This is a genomic window from Thaumasiovibrio clandestinus (assembly GCF_047250365.1).
Classification (GTDB): Bacteria; Pseudomonadota; Gammaproteobacteria; order Enterobacterales; family Vibrionaceae; genus Thaumasiovibrio.
On record NZ_JBLBVL010000021.1, the window covers coordinates 45,650 to 59,073 of the forward strand.

General features: G+C 46.4%; 14 protein-coding genes. 5 read left to right on the forward strand and 9 right to left on the reverse strand.

What is annotated here, in order from left to right; translation table 11 throughout:
• The first annotated feature begins 1 nt into the window (after position 1).
• Positions 2–1,096 (forward strand): 23S rRNA (cytidine(2498)-2'-O)-methyltransferase RlmM, encoded by a 1,095-nt coding sequence (gene rlmM / locus ACKLNH_RS18530; protein WP_413113748.1) that lies wholly within the window; start codon positions 2–4, stop codon positions 1,094–1,096.
• Positions 1,097–1,161: 65 nt separating this feature from the next.
• On the opposite strand, the gene xni is transcribed toward rlmM, so the two are convergent.
• The 5 genes from xni to queF all read right to left on the reverse strand — a co-directional run bounded on the left by xni (position 1,162) and on the right by queF (position 8,487).
• Positions 1,162–1,938, reverse strand: a complete 777-nt coding sequence (gene xni, locus ACKLNH_RS18535) for a flap endonuclease Xni (protein ID WP_413113749.1) — start codon at positions 1,936–1,938, stop codon at positions 1,162–1,164.
• A 70-nt stretch (positions 1,939–2,008) separates the two neighbouring features.
• A complete protein-coding gene (ppnN, locus tag ACKLNH_RS18540) occupies positions 2,009–3,364 on the reverse strand; it encodes a nucleotide 5'-monophosphate nucleosidase PpnN (protein ID WP_413113750.1) in 1,356 nt (451 codons plus the stop codon).
• Between the two features lie 188 nt (positions 3,365–3,552).
• Positions 3,553–5,115 (reverse strand): GGDEF domain-containing protein, encoded by a 1,563-nt coding sequence (locus tag ACKLNH_RS18545; protein WP_413113751.1) that lies wholly within the window; start codon positions 5,113–5,115, stop codon positions 3,553–3,555.
• Between the two features lie 161 nt (positions 5,116–5,276).
• Positions 5,277–7,505 carry a GGDEF domain-containing protein gene (locus tag ACKLNH_RS18550; RefSeq protein WP_413113752.1) on the reverse strand — a complete coding sequence of 743 codons (2,229 nt, stop codon included), beginning with the start codon at positions 7,503–7,505 and terminating at the stop codon, positions 5,277–5,279.
• 136 nt (positions 7,506–7,641) lie between these two features.
• Entirely contained in the window at positions 7,642–8,487 is an 846-nt protein-coding gene (queF, locus tag ACKLNH_RS18555) for an NADPH-dependent 7-cyano-7-deazaguanine reductase QueF (RefSeq protein WP_413113753.1), read from the reverse strand.
• Between the two features lie 63 nt (positions 8,488–8,550).
• Here queF and syd point away from each other — a divergent pair, with 63 nt between their 5' ends.
• Together syd and ACKLNH_RS18565 are read left to right on the forward strand one after the other, a co-directional pair.
• Positions 8,551–9,102: a SecY-interacting protein gene (syd, locus tag ACKLNH_RS18560; RefSeq protein WP_413113754.1), complete on the forward strand. Its 552-nt coding sequence runs from the start codon at positions 8,551–8,553 to the stop codon at positions 9,100–9,102.
• Positions 9,102–9,878, forward strand: coding sequence for a Zn-ribbon-containing protein (locus tag ACKLNH_RS18565; RefSeq protein WP_413113755.1), 777 nt, complete (start codon positions 9,102–9,104; stop codon positions 9,876–9,878). The genes syd and ACKLNH_RS18565 overlap by 1 nt, the downstream gene beginning before the upstream one ends.
• 81 nt (positions 9,879–9,959) lie before the next feature.
• Here the strand turns inward: ACKLNH_RS18565 and ACKLNH_RS18570 are convergent, their stop codons facing one another.
• The 4 genes from ACKLNH_RS18570 to ACKLNH_RS18585 all read right to left on the reverse strand — a co-directional run bounded on the left by ACKLNH_RS18570 (position 9,960) and on the right by ACKLNH_RS18585 (position 12,023).
• Entirely contained in the window at positions 9,960–10,229 is a 270-nt protein-coding gene (locus ACKLNH_RS18570) for a hypothetical protein (RefSeq protein WP_413113756.1), read from the reverse strand.
• Between the two features lie 85 nt (positions 10,230–10,314).
• Complete coding sequence (locus tag ACKLNH_RS18575; RefSeq protein WP_413113757.1) at positions 10,315–10,551, reverse strand: DUF2789 domain-containing protein; 237 nt, start codon at positions 10,549–10,551, stop codon at positions 10,315–10,317.
• 110 nt (positions 10,552–10,661) lie between these two features.
• Positions 10,662–10,976 carry a DUF3301 domain-containing protein gene (locus ACKLNH_RS18580; protein WP_413113758.1) on the reverse strand — a complete coding sequence of 105 codons (315 nt, stop codon included), beginning with the start codon at positions 10,974–10,976 and terminating at the stop codon, positions 10,662–10,664.
• Positions 10,977–10,988: 12 nt separating this feature from the next.
• Positions 10,989–12,023, reverse strand: coding sequence for a DUF3549 family protein (locus tag ACKLNH_RS18585; RefSeq protein ID WP_413113759.1), 1,035 nt, complete (start codon positions 12,021–12,023; stop codon positions 10,989–10,991).
• 124 nt (positions 12,024–12,147) lie between these two features.
• On the opposite strand from ACKLNH_RS18585, the gene ACKLNH_RS18590 reads away from it, so the two are divergent.
• On the forward strand, positions 12,148–12,471 hold the full coding sequence (locus tag ACKLNH_RS18590; RefSeq protein WP_413113760.1) for a YqcC family protein: 324 nt from the start codon (positions 12,148–12,150) through the stop codon (positions 12,469–12,471).
• Between the two features lie 23 nt (positions 12,472–12,494).
• Positions 12,495–13,238, forward strand: a complete 744-nt coding sequence (truC, locus tag ACKLNH_RS18595) for a tRNA pseudouridine(65) synthase TruC (protein WP_413113773.1) — start codon at positions 12,495–12,497, stop codon at positions 13,236–13,238.
• Positions 13,239–13,424: the final 186 nt, after the last annotated feature.

Consider the following 13,424-nt stretch of genomic DNA (forward strand, 5'->3'; position numbering starts at 1 on the left):
CGTGAATCAGGTTTTACTTTATTGTCGACCAGGATTTGAAAAAGAGTGCGCAGGGGAAGTTCAGAACAGGGCCAATCAGGTAGAGATCTACGGCTTTCCGCGTGTAAAAACACAATCCGGTTATGTTATTTTTGAGTGCTACCAGCCCGGTGATGCCGAAAAGCTGGTCGAGACCCTAACGTTTTCAAGCCTGATTTTTGCACGTCAGATGGTGCTGGTGGCAGGGCAGGTTAACGATTTACCTGTTGATGATCGCATCACACCACTTCTGTCTGCACTGGCCGATTACAGTGGCGAGTTCCCTTGCTGTGGTGACCTGCGCGTGGAAATGCCAGACACCAACGAAGGCAAAGAGCTGTCTAAGTTCTGTCGCAAGTTTACCGTGCCTTTGCGCCAAGCACTGCGTAAGCAGGGGCTGATGTATGCGAAAGATAACCTCAAGAAGCCAGTTTTCCATCTGTTTTTCACCGCTCCAGGCCAGTGTTACATTGGTTATTCCCGACCTAACAATAACTCGCCATTCTTTATGGGCATTCCGCGCCTTAAGTTCCCTGCAGATGCGCCAAGTCGCTCGACATTGAAACTTGAGGAAGCTTTTCATGTCTTTATTCCCCGTCAAGAGTGGGATACCCGTTTGGCGCCCGGTATGTGGGGTGTTGATTTAGGCGCTTGTCCAGGAGGATGGACCTATCAGTTAGTGAAGCGTTCAATGTTTGTTCATGCGATTGATAATGGGCAGATGGCAGACAGCTTGATGGAGACAGGCCAAGTAAAACACCATGAGGTCGATGGCTTTAAATTTGAACCGCCACGTAAGAATGTGACGTGGCTGGTGTGTGACATGATTGAAAAACCAGCTCGTGTTGCTCATTTAATGGGGCAGTGGCTGGTAAAAGGCTGGGCAAAAGAAGCCATTTTCAATCTAAAGCTACCGATGAAGGGGCGTTACGATGAAGTGTTGCAGGACATTGAAAATATGAAGCTTTATCTGATTCAAAATAAGGTGAAGTTTAATATGCAAGCCAAGCACCTCTACCATGATAGAGAAGAAATCACAGTACATGTGCAAGTGTTGAGCGACATTTCGCCACACTAAAATAACGCGCACTAACAATAGAGAAGGCCGCATGTAGCGGCCTTTATTGTACTTGTTGACACCGGTTATTCATTTGTTTCGTTGTAGCGAATATCTTGTAAATTGAAACCGAGGGCGATGTCGGTTTTTAAGCTCGCCGCTTGTTTAGCATTAAGGGCATTCTCTGCTTGTCCTGCTAGCTTTTTGGCATATTTGTCTGGAATATCTTCTGCATTGAGTATGGCGTCGAGGTTTGGGTACAGTGAAAGTAGCTCTTTCGCCGCTTTTGGTCCGATACCGGGCACGCCTGAAATTTTGCTGGAACTGATCCCAGCCAGTCCCCAATAGTCGGTAAGTTGCTCGATGGGGACACCAAACTCTTTTTCAACAAATGGGCCGTCTAGCCAACGTTGTTGGAAGTAGTCGCGTACTTGTAGTGTTGGACGCAACAGCTGACAAAACCCTTTATCCGTTGATACGATAGTGACCTTCTCACCGCGATCGGCAACTTTTAATGCAATGGTGGCGATGAGATCATCGGCTTCGTCGCCATCGGATAGCAAGGAGTCTACACCAATTGCCCAAAAGGCTTCTTGAATTTCATCTAGGCCTTTTAGTAGAGCCTCTGGCATTGGCTTTCGGCCTACTTTGTATTCAGGAATCAGCGCTGCTCGCCAGCCACGATCACTGCTTTGATGATCAAAGACTGCAATGATATGGGTCGGTTGACTCATCTTGATAATTTTACTTAGTGCCTGCGTGCAGACGCGGGCAGTGGTGGTGATATCCGTTGGATCAGCTTGAACAGCATGAACACGACGGATCAAATTAAGTGCATCAATAACGACAAGATGAAGAGACATAGCAGCGAATTATAATGGACAGTGTCCTGATAATATCAGGCTCACTGTCTTAACGCCAAGGGTGGATGAATTAGGTTTTTATTTTATAACAAGGTTCGTACTTTGTGCCCGGTAGCTTCATTCGCTGTTGAGAAACGAAACTATGCAGAAGTTTATCCATGTCCTTCATTAAATTGAGGTCACCATCAATAATAAATGGCCCGTTACGTTCAACTTCTTGTATCCCTTCATCTTTAACATTACCAGCAACAATGCCAGAGAAAGCACGCCGTAGGTGGGCTGCGAGGACTTCGGGTTGTTGGTTTAAATGCAGATCGAGTGATGCCATGGACTCATGGGTCGGCGCAAAAGGTAATTGAAATTCCGGTTCAATGCGCAAAGACCAGTTGTAGCTGTATGCATCACCACTGGCTTGGCGGTGCTGTTTTACTTTTGGCATTGCTGATTTCATTACTTTGGCGACTTTTTGCGGGTCATTAATAATGATCTGGTAGCGCTGTTGTGCTTCCTTGCCTAAAGTCGTGGCAATGAAATTATCGATATTTCGGAAATAGGCTTCACTCTCTTTGGGCCCCGTTAGTACCAACGGCATTGGCTGATCTGCGTTGGAGGGGTGCAGCAAGATCCCTAAGATATACAGTAGCTCTTCCGATGTACCAACGCCGCCAGGAAAAATAATAATGCCATGCCCCATGCGAACGAAGGCTTCGAGACGCTTTTCGATGTCGGGCAGTATAACCAGTTCTGATACGATTGGGTTTGGTGGCTCGGCAGCAATAATCGAGGGTTCGGTGAGACCGATAAAGCGTCCTTCTTTAAATCGTTGCTTAGCGTGACCAATTGCCGCCCCTTTCATTGGCCCTTCCATGGCACCAGGGCCACAACCCGTGCAAACATTTAACTCCCTTAACCCCAATTCATTTCCCACTTTACGGGTATATTCATATTCTACATCGTTGATAGAATGCCCTCCCCAACAGACTACAAGGCTTGGGTCGAGACCTGGGTGTAATACATCGGCGTTGCGTAAGATATCGAAAATAAGGTTCGTATTGTGGACGGAGCTGGTTAGATTGAGATCGTTACGGGTAAGAACATGGCTATTGAGATAGAGGATATCGCGCAGCACAGAAAACATGTGCTCTTTAATGCCTTTGATTAAGCGGCCATCGACAAAAGCATGCTCTGGTGGATTAATGAGTTCAAGCTTCACACCGCGCTCTCGCCTTAATACATTGATATCAAAACTTTTATGTCGTTCGAGTAGTTCTTTTGAGCTGTCGGTATGGCTGCCAGAGTTGAGGACCGCAAGGGAGCAGTTACGGTATAAACGATAGAGTTCGCTGCTGGCGGTGTGTTTGAGCTTGTCGACCTCTAACTGTGAAAGCAAGTTCATGGCCCCAGTCGGGCTGATGTGTGTGATCATATTGACCTCCATAAACTGGGTTTATGTCGGGCGAGAAGTGCTTTTGGCGAATGTTGCAGGAACCCAAAAGAACCACGCCCCAAGCAATAAAGTTAAATGCTTGTTTTATTTTCGTTGTTCTATCACCTTACACAGCATCTGTGGGGCTGACCAGCTTATTTATATGAAACTTTATCGAGAGGTCCGGTTTAGACCCAAATCAGCTGATTTCGTCCAGAAGCTTTCGCATCATACAATGCTTTGTCGGCACGCTCTTGCACTTTGTCTGGTGTATCGCTACCACTGAAGAGGGTGGCACCAATAGAGATGCTGATAGAGACATCTTGATCTCGGAACTTAAAGGGTAGCGACTCGACCGCATGACGAACCGCATTTAACTGTTTGGTGAGCGTCTCTTTTTTTCGCTCAGCCATGATGACGACAAACTCTTCACCACCATAACGGGCAACAAAATCTGTATCAGAGACATTCTTGTATATGGTTCTGGCGATAATTTTAAGTGCTTTGTCGCCAGCGATATGACCATAGTTATCATTGATGTTTTTAAAGTGGTCAATATCAACAAAAGCAACACATAACGGGTGTTGGTAGCGGAGCCAGCGTTTGTATTCATGTTCCATGCGGTCGACGAGAGCGGCACGATTGTATACTTTAGTGAGATGATCCATGAACATTTTGCGTTCTTGGTCATTTAGCCGCCGACGATAGTCGAGGGTTTGTCCGTATAGGCTGGCAATTTTAGCTTCGTTATAACGTAAACGCTCCAACAGTGCTTGCTCGCGTTTTTCCAACAGGCGATTACGTTCCACCAGGTGCAACATATCATCACAAGCTTCTTTAACACTGGATATGAGTGATTGGTTATTGGGCGATTTTTCATTTTGAATGCGAGAGAGTAATTTCTGCTGGATCTGTGATAACTCACCCGTGAGGTCACGGTGATGTGACACCATGGTTTGGCTATGTTCTAAACTATGGCGCATCGCCTGCTGTAAACTGCTGAGGTCGCCATTTAGGGTGTTGAGAAATAGCTGTGATTGCTGGCGTTCATCATGGGTGCCATCAATAACTAAGCGGATGACTTTTAGTGCCAGTTGAATAAGGGTTTCACCGTCAACGCCAATGAGCAGTTGGTTACGAATATCCAGCAATGAATCCCCAGCTTTACTGTCAAAATCTAGCTCTGTGATTAAGTTCTGTAGCTCATTAGAGAGGTTATGCAGTAAATCTTGTACGATTGGAGCGTGATGTGCACGCTCTGTGTCGGTACTGAGTAATTTTATCGCTTTTTCGTAAATATCGAGGAGCTGAATTACTCGTGTAAGCGTATCGTGGTGGCCTGTAGATGCAGTGCGATGGAGTTGATTAGCGATATCTCGCTGGAACTGAGCGGGAAGCTCTCGCGTACGATTTATTACATTAGATGATTGTTCAATTTGCTGGTTTAGCCGCTTAAAGTGATCGACTTTCTTCGCGGATTGACTTTGGCACAAGCGCTCTAACAGAGCCAATTTAGGCACTAGTTGGCTGATAAGCGTATTTTTATTTTCTAGTAGCGGGCAGACATCGTGAAGCAGTTCATCGAGTTCATGGCTATCGCCAATTAAGGCTGTGCAAATATGAATAAGAGTGCGTTTCATTAGCCCAATATCTCTAACGGCAGCGAGAGTGCTTTCTCGATATTCTGCTTGTGCGGTTTCAAGCTGCTCTCGCATGTGCGAAAGCTGATCGGCATAGTTGTTATTGGTCATATTTACTGTACTGCAGTTATGTTTAGCCGCAAATGCATACGGCGTATTGCGCTGTTAAAAAATGTGCTTCGTCACTGTAACAAAATTCAAGTTATTAGCCACTATTGAGTGAATAAATATTAGTAATTAATAGTTTATTACTTAATGTCATATCCGTTATCTCACCAGCTAATATCATTATTTGATGAGCATTCAATTCGCAGTAGTCCGTTTTGTAATCCTTGCTGACACGCCTCGCGAATTGGTCGATTAACAAAACTGGCGGCTGGAGCGGCATCGATGGCTTGAATGTGTACCCATTCGCTGCTTTCGCTAATCAGGCTCTCTTTTTTCGCTGCGTATAGCGTCATTAGTAATATATCCATTAACTCTTGTGCATTGATGGCAGTGTATGCTCTGGGCAAGAAAGGATACTCTGCCATACCAATGCGAGTTGTTGTTGTTAGTTGGCGTGCTTCCATGAAGCGAGTCACTAAGCTTTGGATCGAATCAGATAATTCGCGTGGATTACTGCTCATTCTTGCATTGGGTTCAATGTACAAAAAGATCCCGTCAGAAAAGTGATAAATACGCGCTGGTTCACATATCTCCTGCGTTAAAAAGTGACCAAAAGACTTCTCGAGCTGTAACCCTTGTTCATAGCCGCTTTCTATATAAATTTGACGGATCTGCGGCACGTCAAACAGTGCAAAGCGAAGTCGATCGCTGAGCGGTTCATTGATGAGTTCGCCGAGGTGCCATTGTTCGAAGTGAGCACTGGTTTTACGTAGGGAGTCGGATAGGCGTGCATTGAGCATACGTAGATTGCGTAACCCACTTCGAGGATGCTCATACAGCTTCTCTTGTAGTGACGTCATCTGTTCCATGGCTTTACCGTACTTGGCAGCGCGATTGCGGGCATAGAGAAGAATGACGGTGATAATCGCAAGTAAACTGTAAATAACCTTTTCGTTGCGATAGAGCTCTAGTTGCTGCTTGAGTTGTTGGCGCTCAAGCTCATCCAGTTTAAGATTCCGCTCCAACATTCGCTGCCGCCCTTTAAAGATTTCAATTTCACTTCTATTACGGAGCTGTTGTTGTGTTTGCAACAATTGCTCGACACGACGTTGGGCTAAAAGCGCGTTCTGGAAATCAAGATTTTCTTGTAAAGCTTGGGAACGCAACTGCTCACCTTGGATTTGTAAGGCGGTGTCACCAATTCGATCAGCGATGACGAGCCCATTCTCAAGATGTATTAACGCCTCATCGAGCTGGTTCTGCGTGAGCCTTAACTCGCCGTAGAGTATTTCTATTTGTGCCATTACATTTTCGTTGTTATTCGTTATGGCCACTCGCTTGGCAAAGAGTAAGTACTTTTCACTTTGTGTGTAGTTGTATAGCTGCCAATATACTCTGGCGATATTGAGACGTAACTGGCTGGATCGTGAGTGTTTACTGAGTTGATTTTCTACATCGAGTGCATTGAAGTAGTGCACTAACGCGAGGTTATATCGGCGTTGTTGTTCGTAAATAGACGCGATCAGGGTTAAGGTTTGCGACAGTGGCTTTTGTCGTTGGTGACTCTCATAAAAATCACCCGCTGCTGAGGCGTGTTGCAATGCTTTATCGAAGATTTTCCGCCGTTCATATAATCGAGCGAGTAGGAGATTTGCTTGAGCGATTTTTGCCTGACTTTCATATTCATCAGCGAGCCAGAATCCGGAAATGAGTTGGTCAAGAGCCAGATCATCGTTCAGATAACGTAGATAATGCTCACCGGTGGCTAAGTAATAGTCGATTTTGTTATCGATGTTATCAAGGTGCTCAAGGTAACTTTGCGCATTCATAAAGTGTTGATTTGCTAGCTCTTCATTATAGGAGGCCGACTGGATTTGAGCTCGCAATAGGGTAGATTGATATTGTAATTGGCGCTGGGCGTTAATCAGCACACTGCTGTTTGTCTCGTTGAGGCGAGAATTGGTTAGCGTCAGAAGGCGCAATGCGCTTTCATTATCATGCAACCCTTGCCAGTAAATTTGTGCTTTAAGAATGTAGGCTTCGGTGACCGCCATCGTCAGTTCATGGTTGTTGGCCAATTCGATGGCATCATCCAGTGTGTTTAGGGCGTTATAGTGCTGCTCTAAGTAGCTTTCGGCTTGAGACTGGATGAACATAGCATGCACAACATTCAGTGGCGTTCGTAAGGACAAATCGACATCATCACCACGTACGCCATTTCGCTCTTTGTTGATTGACTGGGCGATGTATTTAGTTGTTAAGCGTATTGCTTTTTTGGGCGCGGTCTCAACGAGGGCATTCGCCTCGGCAAGGGCTGGAACATTGTAAGAGCGTGCGATAGAGGGAAAACTGATCACCGCGAGAAGATAACAAAGCAACAAAAATAAACGCATACCACATCAATGTGTTAGTGAAGATGCACTTATCTTACTGGTTGATTGAGTGAAGTCTAGCGTTAGATTCAACAGTGTGTGGTGGGTCGGTGAAATTAAGCGAAAATCGACCACATATAGTGGTCGATTTTTGGGATTATTGTCGCGCGAGACGGAAGTTATCGCTTGGGGTTTTACCCATGTTGGTACGGTATGGGTTAATATCTAATCCGCCGCGACGCGTATAGCGAGCATAGATAGTAAGTAACTCCGGCTGGCAGTAGTGCATAATATCGGTAAAAATTCGCTCGACGCACTGCTCATGAAACTCATTGTGGTTGCGGAATGAGACGAGATAGCGCAGCAACTTTTCGCGGTCAATTTTTTTACCGGTGTAAGCAATACGCACACTCCCCCAATCGGGCTGGCTGGTGATCAGGCAGTTAGACTTTAATAGGTGGCTGTGTAGGGTTTCTGTAACGGTGTCGCCCTGTGCCGCATCGCTAAGCAGCGACGCATCGAAATCGTAGTTGTCTATTTCGATATCTTGATTGTCGATACACTCCCCACCAAAATCAATGATAGGCTGTTGATCAAACTCTTCTAATGGCGATAAGGTCACATCAACGTGTTCCCCTGCGCACTGACTAAGATCGGTTTGCAAGGTATCAGCAACGTGCTGCCAGTTTTTAAACTTGGTTTGATTAAAACTGTTGAGGTAGAGCTTAAAAGATTTGGACTCGATCAGGTTTGGGCTATTGGCAGGCAGACGAACTTCGCCAATGGCAACTTGAGGCAAGCCTTTATTGTTTAACCATGATAACTCGTACAGTGTCCAAATATCATACCCAGTAAAGGGGAGCGCCTCACCTAGGTTTAGGTCATCACGGTTGAGGCTGCGTGGTACGGGTTGTAACAGGGACGCATCATAGTGACATTGATACTCTGTTGCTTGTCCCAATGTTAATCCAGACAATGCTGGGGCATCTTTGTATTTGCTCATACTGAAAGTGACACATTTCGATTAGAATAAGTGAAGTTTACTGAATCTTTAAAGAGGTTGCGAATGGAACATTCCGTTGCTAGCGCATTATTTGCATTTTCTGCTGATTTTCATGAAGCCTGGCAGCAGGCTGGCTTTGCTTTAGCTCAAGATGATCAGCTCAGTGGTTTGCCATCACCGTGTATTGAAAGGGACTCGGGTTACGAGGTGAGTTGGAAAGCCGTGCCCCGGTCGCCGCTAGCTGATTTTACCAATGTAGAACAAGGCATTGAGCTGCGTTTGCACGATGATATTAAGATCTTTTTTGGCAGTCAGTACTCTGCGGATATGCCAGCAAACCACGGCGGGCGAGACTTGGTTTTGCTGCAAGTTTGGAGTGATGAAGACCTGCTGCGCTTGCAAGAAAACATGTTGGGTCATTTGGTGATGCAGCGTCGACTAAAATTAAAACCCACGGTGTTTATTGCCGCCCTGGATAGTGAAGAGCAGTTGATCTCTATCTGTAATCTCTCAGGTGAAGTGATACTTGAGACGGTGGGGAAAAAGCAGCGCGAGGTGTTAGCCCCAGACATTGAAACATTTTTAGCTGAACTTAAGCCTGTGGTGAAAAGCTGATGTATGTGTGTGAATTGCAATTTGACCTGTTTGATAACACGACGTTCACGGATGTAGAGGTAAGCATTAATGCGTTAATGGATGCTTTACGTTATAACGGTCAAGTTTTAGGTCGAGAGTTTCCTGTTGTGATTGGCGAAGGGGTGTTTAGTGTTCGTGCTGTGACGCCAGAATCGGATAGCTTGCACCCTGACTATCATAGCCCACAGGTGAAAGCGTGTTTAGCGCGTTTATCTCAAGCCAGTCTACTCTCTCCAAAAATTAAAGTGCTAGGCCGAGATTTAAATTCTGATACCTCTAGTGATACAGAGCACCCTACGTGGTTTGTTCTTTATACCAGCTATGTTCATACCTCTTCGCCGCTTAAATGCGGTGATCAGTTAATGCCGATTCCGTTGTATCAATTACCAGCGACGTTTAACGGGGATCATAAAGCGGTGGTTAAGTGGCAGACAGAGTGGCAAGCGTGTGATGAATTGCAGATGGCTGCAGGGTGCCAAGCTGAGCATGCCGCTTTGCATGAGATGAGAGATGTCGATAGCGATCTGTTCCGGCGTGGTTGGGATTTGCGCGGACGGATTGAGTATTTGACTAAAATTCCGACCTATTACTATCAGTATCAAGTTGGTGGCAACAGTCGAGAAGAAGAGTTAACCCGTTGCTGCCCGAAATGTGGTAGTGCAGACTGGCGTTTAGATGCGCCACTGCATGATCTGTTTCATTTTCGTTGTGAACCTTGCCGGATTGTTTCTAATCTATCGTGGGACTTTCAATAAGGGTGGCAGGGCTGCAAGTAGAAAGGGGACGCGAGTCCCCTTTATCGGTGTTAGCAAAAGAGGTGTGAGTAAAATAGGGGGTTACATCTCTAGCGCATTGAGCTTCTCGGTCAGCAATTTCACCTGTTTTTCTAACATCTCTACCCGCTTCTCAAGCGTGATCTCTTCTTTTACTTGCGTATAGCCGGGCACGGTTTTGGTTCTTTTCCAGCTCTGCAATGCGGAAAGAATGACGGGCATTGGAATCGATTGTGTAAGGCGTGCCCTGACCAATGCGGTGGTCGGCTCTTTTCCTTCTTGCACTAAAGATTGTATTGCCATTTCTAGTTGGCGTTGTATCTCATTAGCCACGCGCTCTCCTTCATGTTTGTTACCGAACACGGCACACCTTAGCGTGCCCATGACGGCGAGGCAAGCAAGTCTGTGTCAGTAACGTTCAGTACGTGCGACGTAGCAACGTGGCGAGCAAGTCGATGGCTTCGGCCCAATCCGCATCTTCGTCTAGTGCTTCGTTGAGAAAGTGGCGTTGTGATGGACGCCAAAAGTCTGCATCGTGAAGCCTCTCTCCGGTATGCAAGTGGTGACTTGAAACGAAGGTTTTGATCGCATGAGGGCTGCTTTCTAAACCGAGTTGTTCAAACAATGAAGCGAGGTTATGCGAAAATAGCTCCATGACCCTGCCTCCGTAATAATGATGGTAGTTATAAGTATAGAAATAACTGTTCGTATTGCGGAGTTTTGTTGTTTGAAGGCGAAGGTGTTACCTCCTTCACCTTTTGTGCTTTAGTAATCAGCATCAGGTAGGTGGTGAGGAGGAATGTCAAAGCGGACCAAGTGCACCCCTTGTAACCAACAGCTGCCTTGATAGTAGTCACTGCCATTGGCGGAAAACTCAAAATAGTAACGTGTGAACCAGCCAGTTTTTCCTGCAGGACTACGCCAGTGATAGCGTCCGCGGCGAATGCTAAGCAGTTGTAGCCCCAGTTGCTCACAACGCTGTTGAATGTAGCGTTGGGCATGTTCTGACTGTTTTCTCTGTTGCCAAAAAAGGCAGGCAACGGCTGTTATCAGTACAATCAGCCCAAGTTCTGTGTTCATTATTCGTCCTGCTTAATGTAGTGTTGACTGCATGTTTTGCAGCGCATGCTGTAGAGTGCCGGGAAGAGGCTGATGCAATAACGGCAATAGATGGCAGCGCAGGGTCGGAATGGCCACCAGATCAGCAAACAGGGCATTAAAGAGCGCTTGATCGCCATTTTCAGCCAGCCGCAGCAGATACTGTTGCACTCGTGCCTCATTTAATCCTTGCCAGCATCGACCTGCAATGGCGATCAACATGTCAGCCGTATTGAGCAGGGGGTGAGCCAGAACAAGATGTAAATAATGCGATAAGGTGTCGGGTCTGGCACCAGCCAGTGCACGTACCAGTGCAGTGATGCGCGCATGGTCTGGTTGGGCTGTATTCAGCCCTTCTTCAAGCATCTCACCCAATGATGTGATGATGTTCGTGGGCAGTGCGACATGTTCGAGACACCCAAGCAGTGCGAACAAGGGAGGTGGCGGCAGTTGTGCTAATGCCTCTTTTACTAATGTGGCGTTGTTATCGTTATCGAGACGCACCGCAATATCAGCAAACCCCTGTAACCCGAGTTGTTGCCACGTCTGCTTATCTCCTTGGAGGGATAAATAGTGTCGCGCTTGCGCATAATAATGACTGGGCGGCAGGTGTTGCTCTAAGCGTAGAAAAGCATGCAGCATCGCCAGCTTGTCTTCGCTGGGCTTAAACAGGTAAGGGTTAGCGGCGAGTTGCTTCTGCCTTTCATCCGATAGCGGGGCCGTCAGTTGTTGCCCCATTGCCTCAGCGACGTAGCGAATAAAGTCGCCAACGGCAGCACTTTTTAGTAGCCCACGCTCATCCAAAGGAAACTTAAGCAACCAAATAAAGGGCTCTGTTTCTGTTGGCTGACGGAAAGCTAGCGCAAATTGCGCGTGATGTTGTAGGGGGTAAGGGTAGGGTTGTTGGTTTTTCTCAATAGACTGGAATATGTCTGTTGCGATGGGGCTGACCCGTCGCCCTAAATCAAAGATCTGAAATGTGCACCCTGCTTGTGTGAGGAGCTGACTAAGATGATGTATTGCCGTCATAACGCCTATCCCTATTTCTGTAGTCGTTGAGTATACCGTGGAATATCAAAAGGAGGGAATCGGTTTGAGTTCATTGGTGTAGCGGTGCTATTCTTGCGCCCATTTTTATTGTTAGGTGATGTTTATGTCCAATCAACAAGCCCAAGTGTTGCTCATGCAGTTGGGGCAGATGTTGCGTCAGCATCAACTCTGGGATGAGAACGCCCCCACGACGCAGGCATTGTCCAGCTCAGTGCCGTTTGCAGCTGATACGCTATCGTGTACCCAATGGCTGCAATGGATTTTTATTCCGCGCATGACGGTACTACTCGAACAGGGCGGTGCGCTGCCACATGGTTTTGAAATTACCCCTTATGTGGAAGAGACAATGCGCAATGATACCAGTTGCGACGATATTGTCGTGATAACCCGTCAATTGGATCAGCTATTTGGAGGAAAGGGACAGTGAGTGAGCCTGTTACGACACAAGAAGTGGTAACGCCGTTAGAGATTATTTATCGTGATGAACATTATATCGCGGTGAATAAACCTGCCGGCATGTTGGTACACCGTTCATGGTTAGATCGTCACGAAACACGCTTTGTCATGCAAACGCTGCGCGACCAAATTGGTCAGCATGTTTTTCCATTGCATCGCTTAGACCGACCTACGTCGGGCGTACTTATTCTTGGTTTATCCAGCGAAGCGGCGAGCAAAATGATGCCGATTTTTGCTGAGCATCAGCTAGAAAAAACCTATCACGCCATTGTGCGGGGGTGGATAAATGACGCCGCGGTATTGGATTACCCCTTGAAAGAGGAGTTAGACAAGATTGCCGATAAGCACGCGTCTCAAGAGAAAGAAGCTCAGTCAGCAATTACCGCTTATAAACCGTTGGCGACGGTCGAAGTTCCTATCGCGACGGGCCGTTATCAAACCAGTCGTTACTGTTTGGTTGAGATGATGCCGCAAACTGGCCGTAAGCATCAGTTGCGCCGCCATATGCACCATTTAAGCCACCATATTATTGGTGATGTTAATCATGGAGATGGACGGCATAATCGGGTATTCCGAGATCACTATGATTGTCGTCGTTTAATGTTACATGCTTCACGTCTTAGCTTTCGCCACCCATATACAGACGAGCCTATTGAGATTACTGCGGGTGTTGATGATAACTGGCATCGTGTATTCAAAGAATTCGCGTGGGAGCCAGAGCTACTTCAACATTCGTGATGCCCTAAGAGCCAATAATTAAGCATTTGGACAAGGATAGGCTGAAAGCTTTTGGGTTGCCATGGAAAAAAGCTTGTAAAGCTGCACATGCACTTAAAATCGTTCGGCATCAATAACTTACCCTGGTACCTTTTTTTGTTGTCGATAATGGTTAGCTTTTTGTTGTTCGTGAATGGAAAAGCTGTA

Excerpts from the sequence above, each read along its gene's own strand:
- ACKLNH_RS18565 (WP_413113755.1), top strand. The coding sequence starts at position 9,102 with ATGTATGTGTGTGAATTGCAATTTGACCTGTTTGATAACACGACGTTC.
- ACKLNH_RS18590 (WP_413113760.1), top strand. The coding sequence starts at position 12,148 with ATGTCCAATCAACAAGCCCAAGTGTTGCTCATGCAGTTGGGGCAGATG.
- ACKLNH_RS18575 (WP_413113757.1), bottom strand. The coding sequence starts at position 10,551 with ATGGAGCTATTTTCGCATAACCTCGCTTCATTGTTTGAACAACTCGGT.
- ACKLNH_RS18545 (WP_413113751.1), bottom strand. The coding sequence starts at position 5,115 with ATGACCAATAACAACTATGCCGATCAGCTTTCGCACATGCGAGAGCAG.
- ppnN (WP_413113750.1), bottom strand. The coding sequence starts at position 3,364 with ATGATCACACACATCAGCCCGACTGGGGCCATGAACTTGCTTTCACAG.
- queF (WP_413113753.1), bottom strand. The coding sequence starts at position 8,487 with ATGAGCAAATACAAAGATGCCCCAGCATTGTCTGGATTAACATTGGGA.
- ACKLNH_RS18580 (WP_413113758.1), bottom strand. The coding sequence starts at position 10,976 with ATGAACACAGAACTTGGGCTGATTGTACTGATAACAGCCGTTGCCTGC.
- ACKLNH_RS18585 (WP_413113759.1), bottom strand. The coding sequence starts at position 12,023 with ATGACGGCAATACATCATCTTAGTCAGCTCCTCACACAAGCAGGGTGC.
- xni (WP_413113749.1), bottom strand. The coding sequence starts at position 1,938 with ATGTCTCTTCATCTTGTCGTTATTGATGCACTTAATTTGATCCGTCGT.
- ACKLNH_RS18550 (WP_413113752.1), bottom strand. The coding sequence starts at position 7,505 with ATGCGTTTATTTTTGTTGCTTTGTTATCTTCTCGCGGTGATCAGTTTT.
- syd (WP_413113754.1), top strand. The coding sequence starts at position 8,551 with ATGGAACATTCCGTTGCTAGCGCATTATTTGCATTTTCTGCTGATTTT.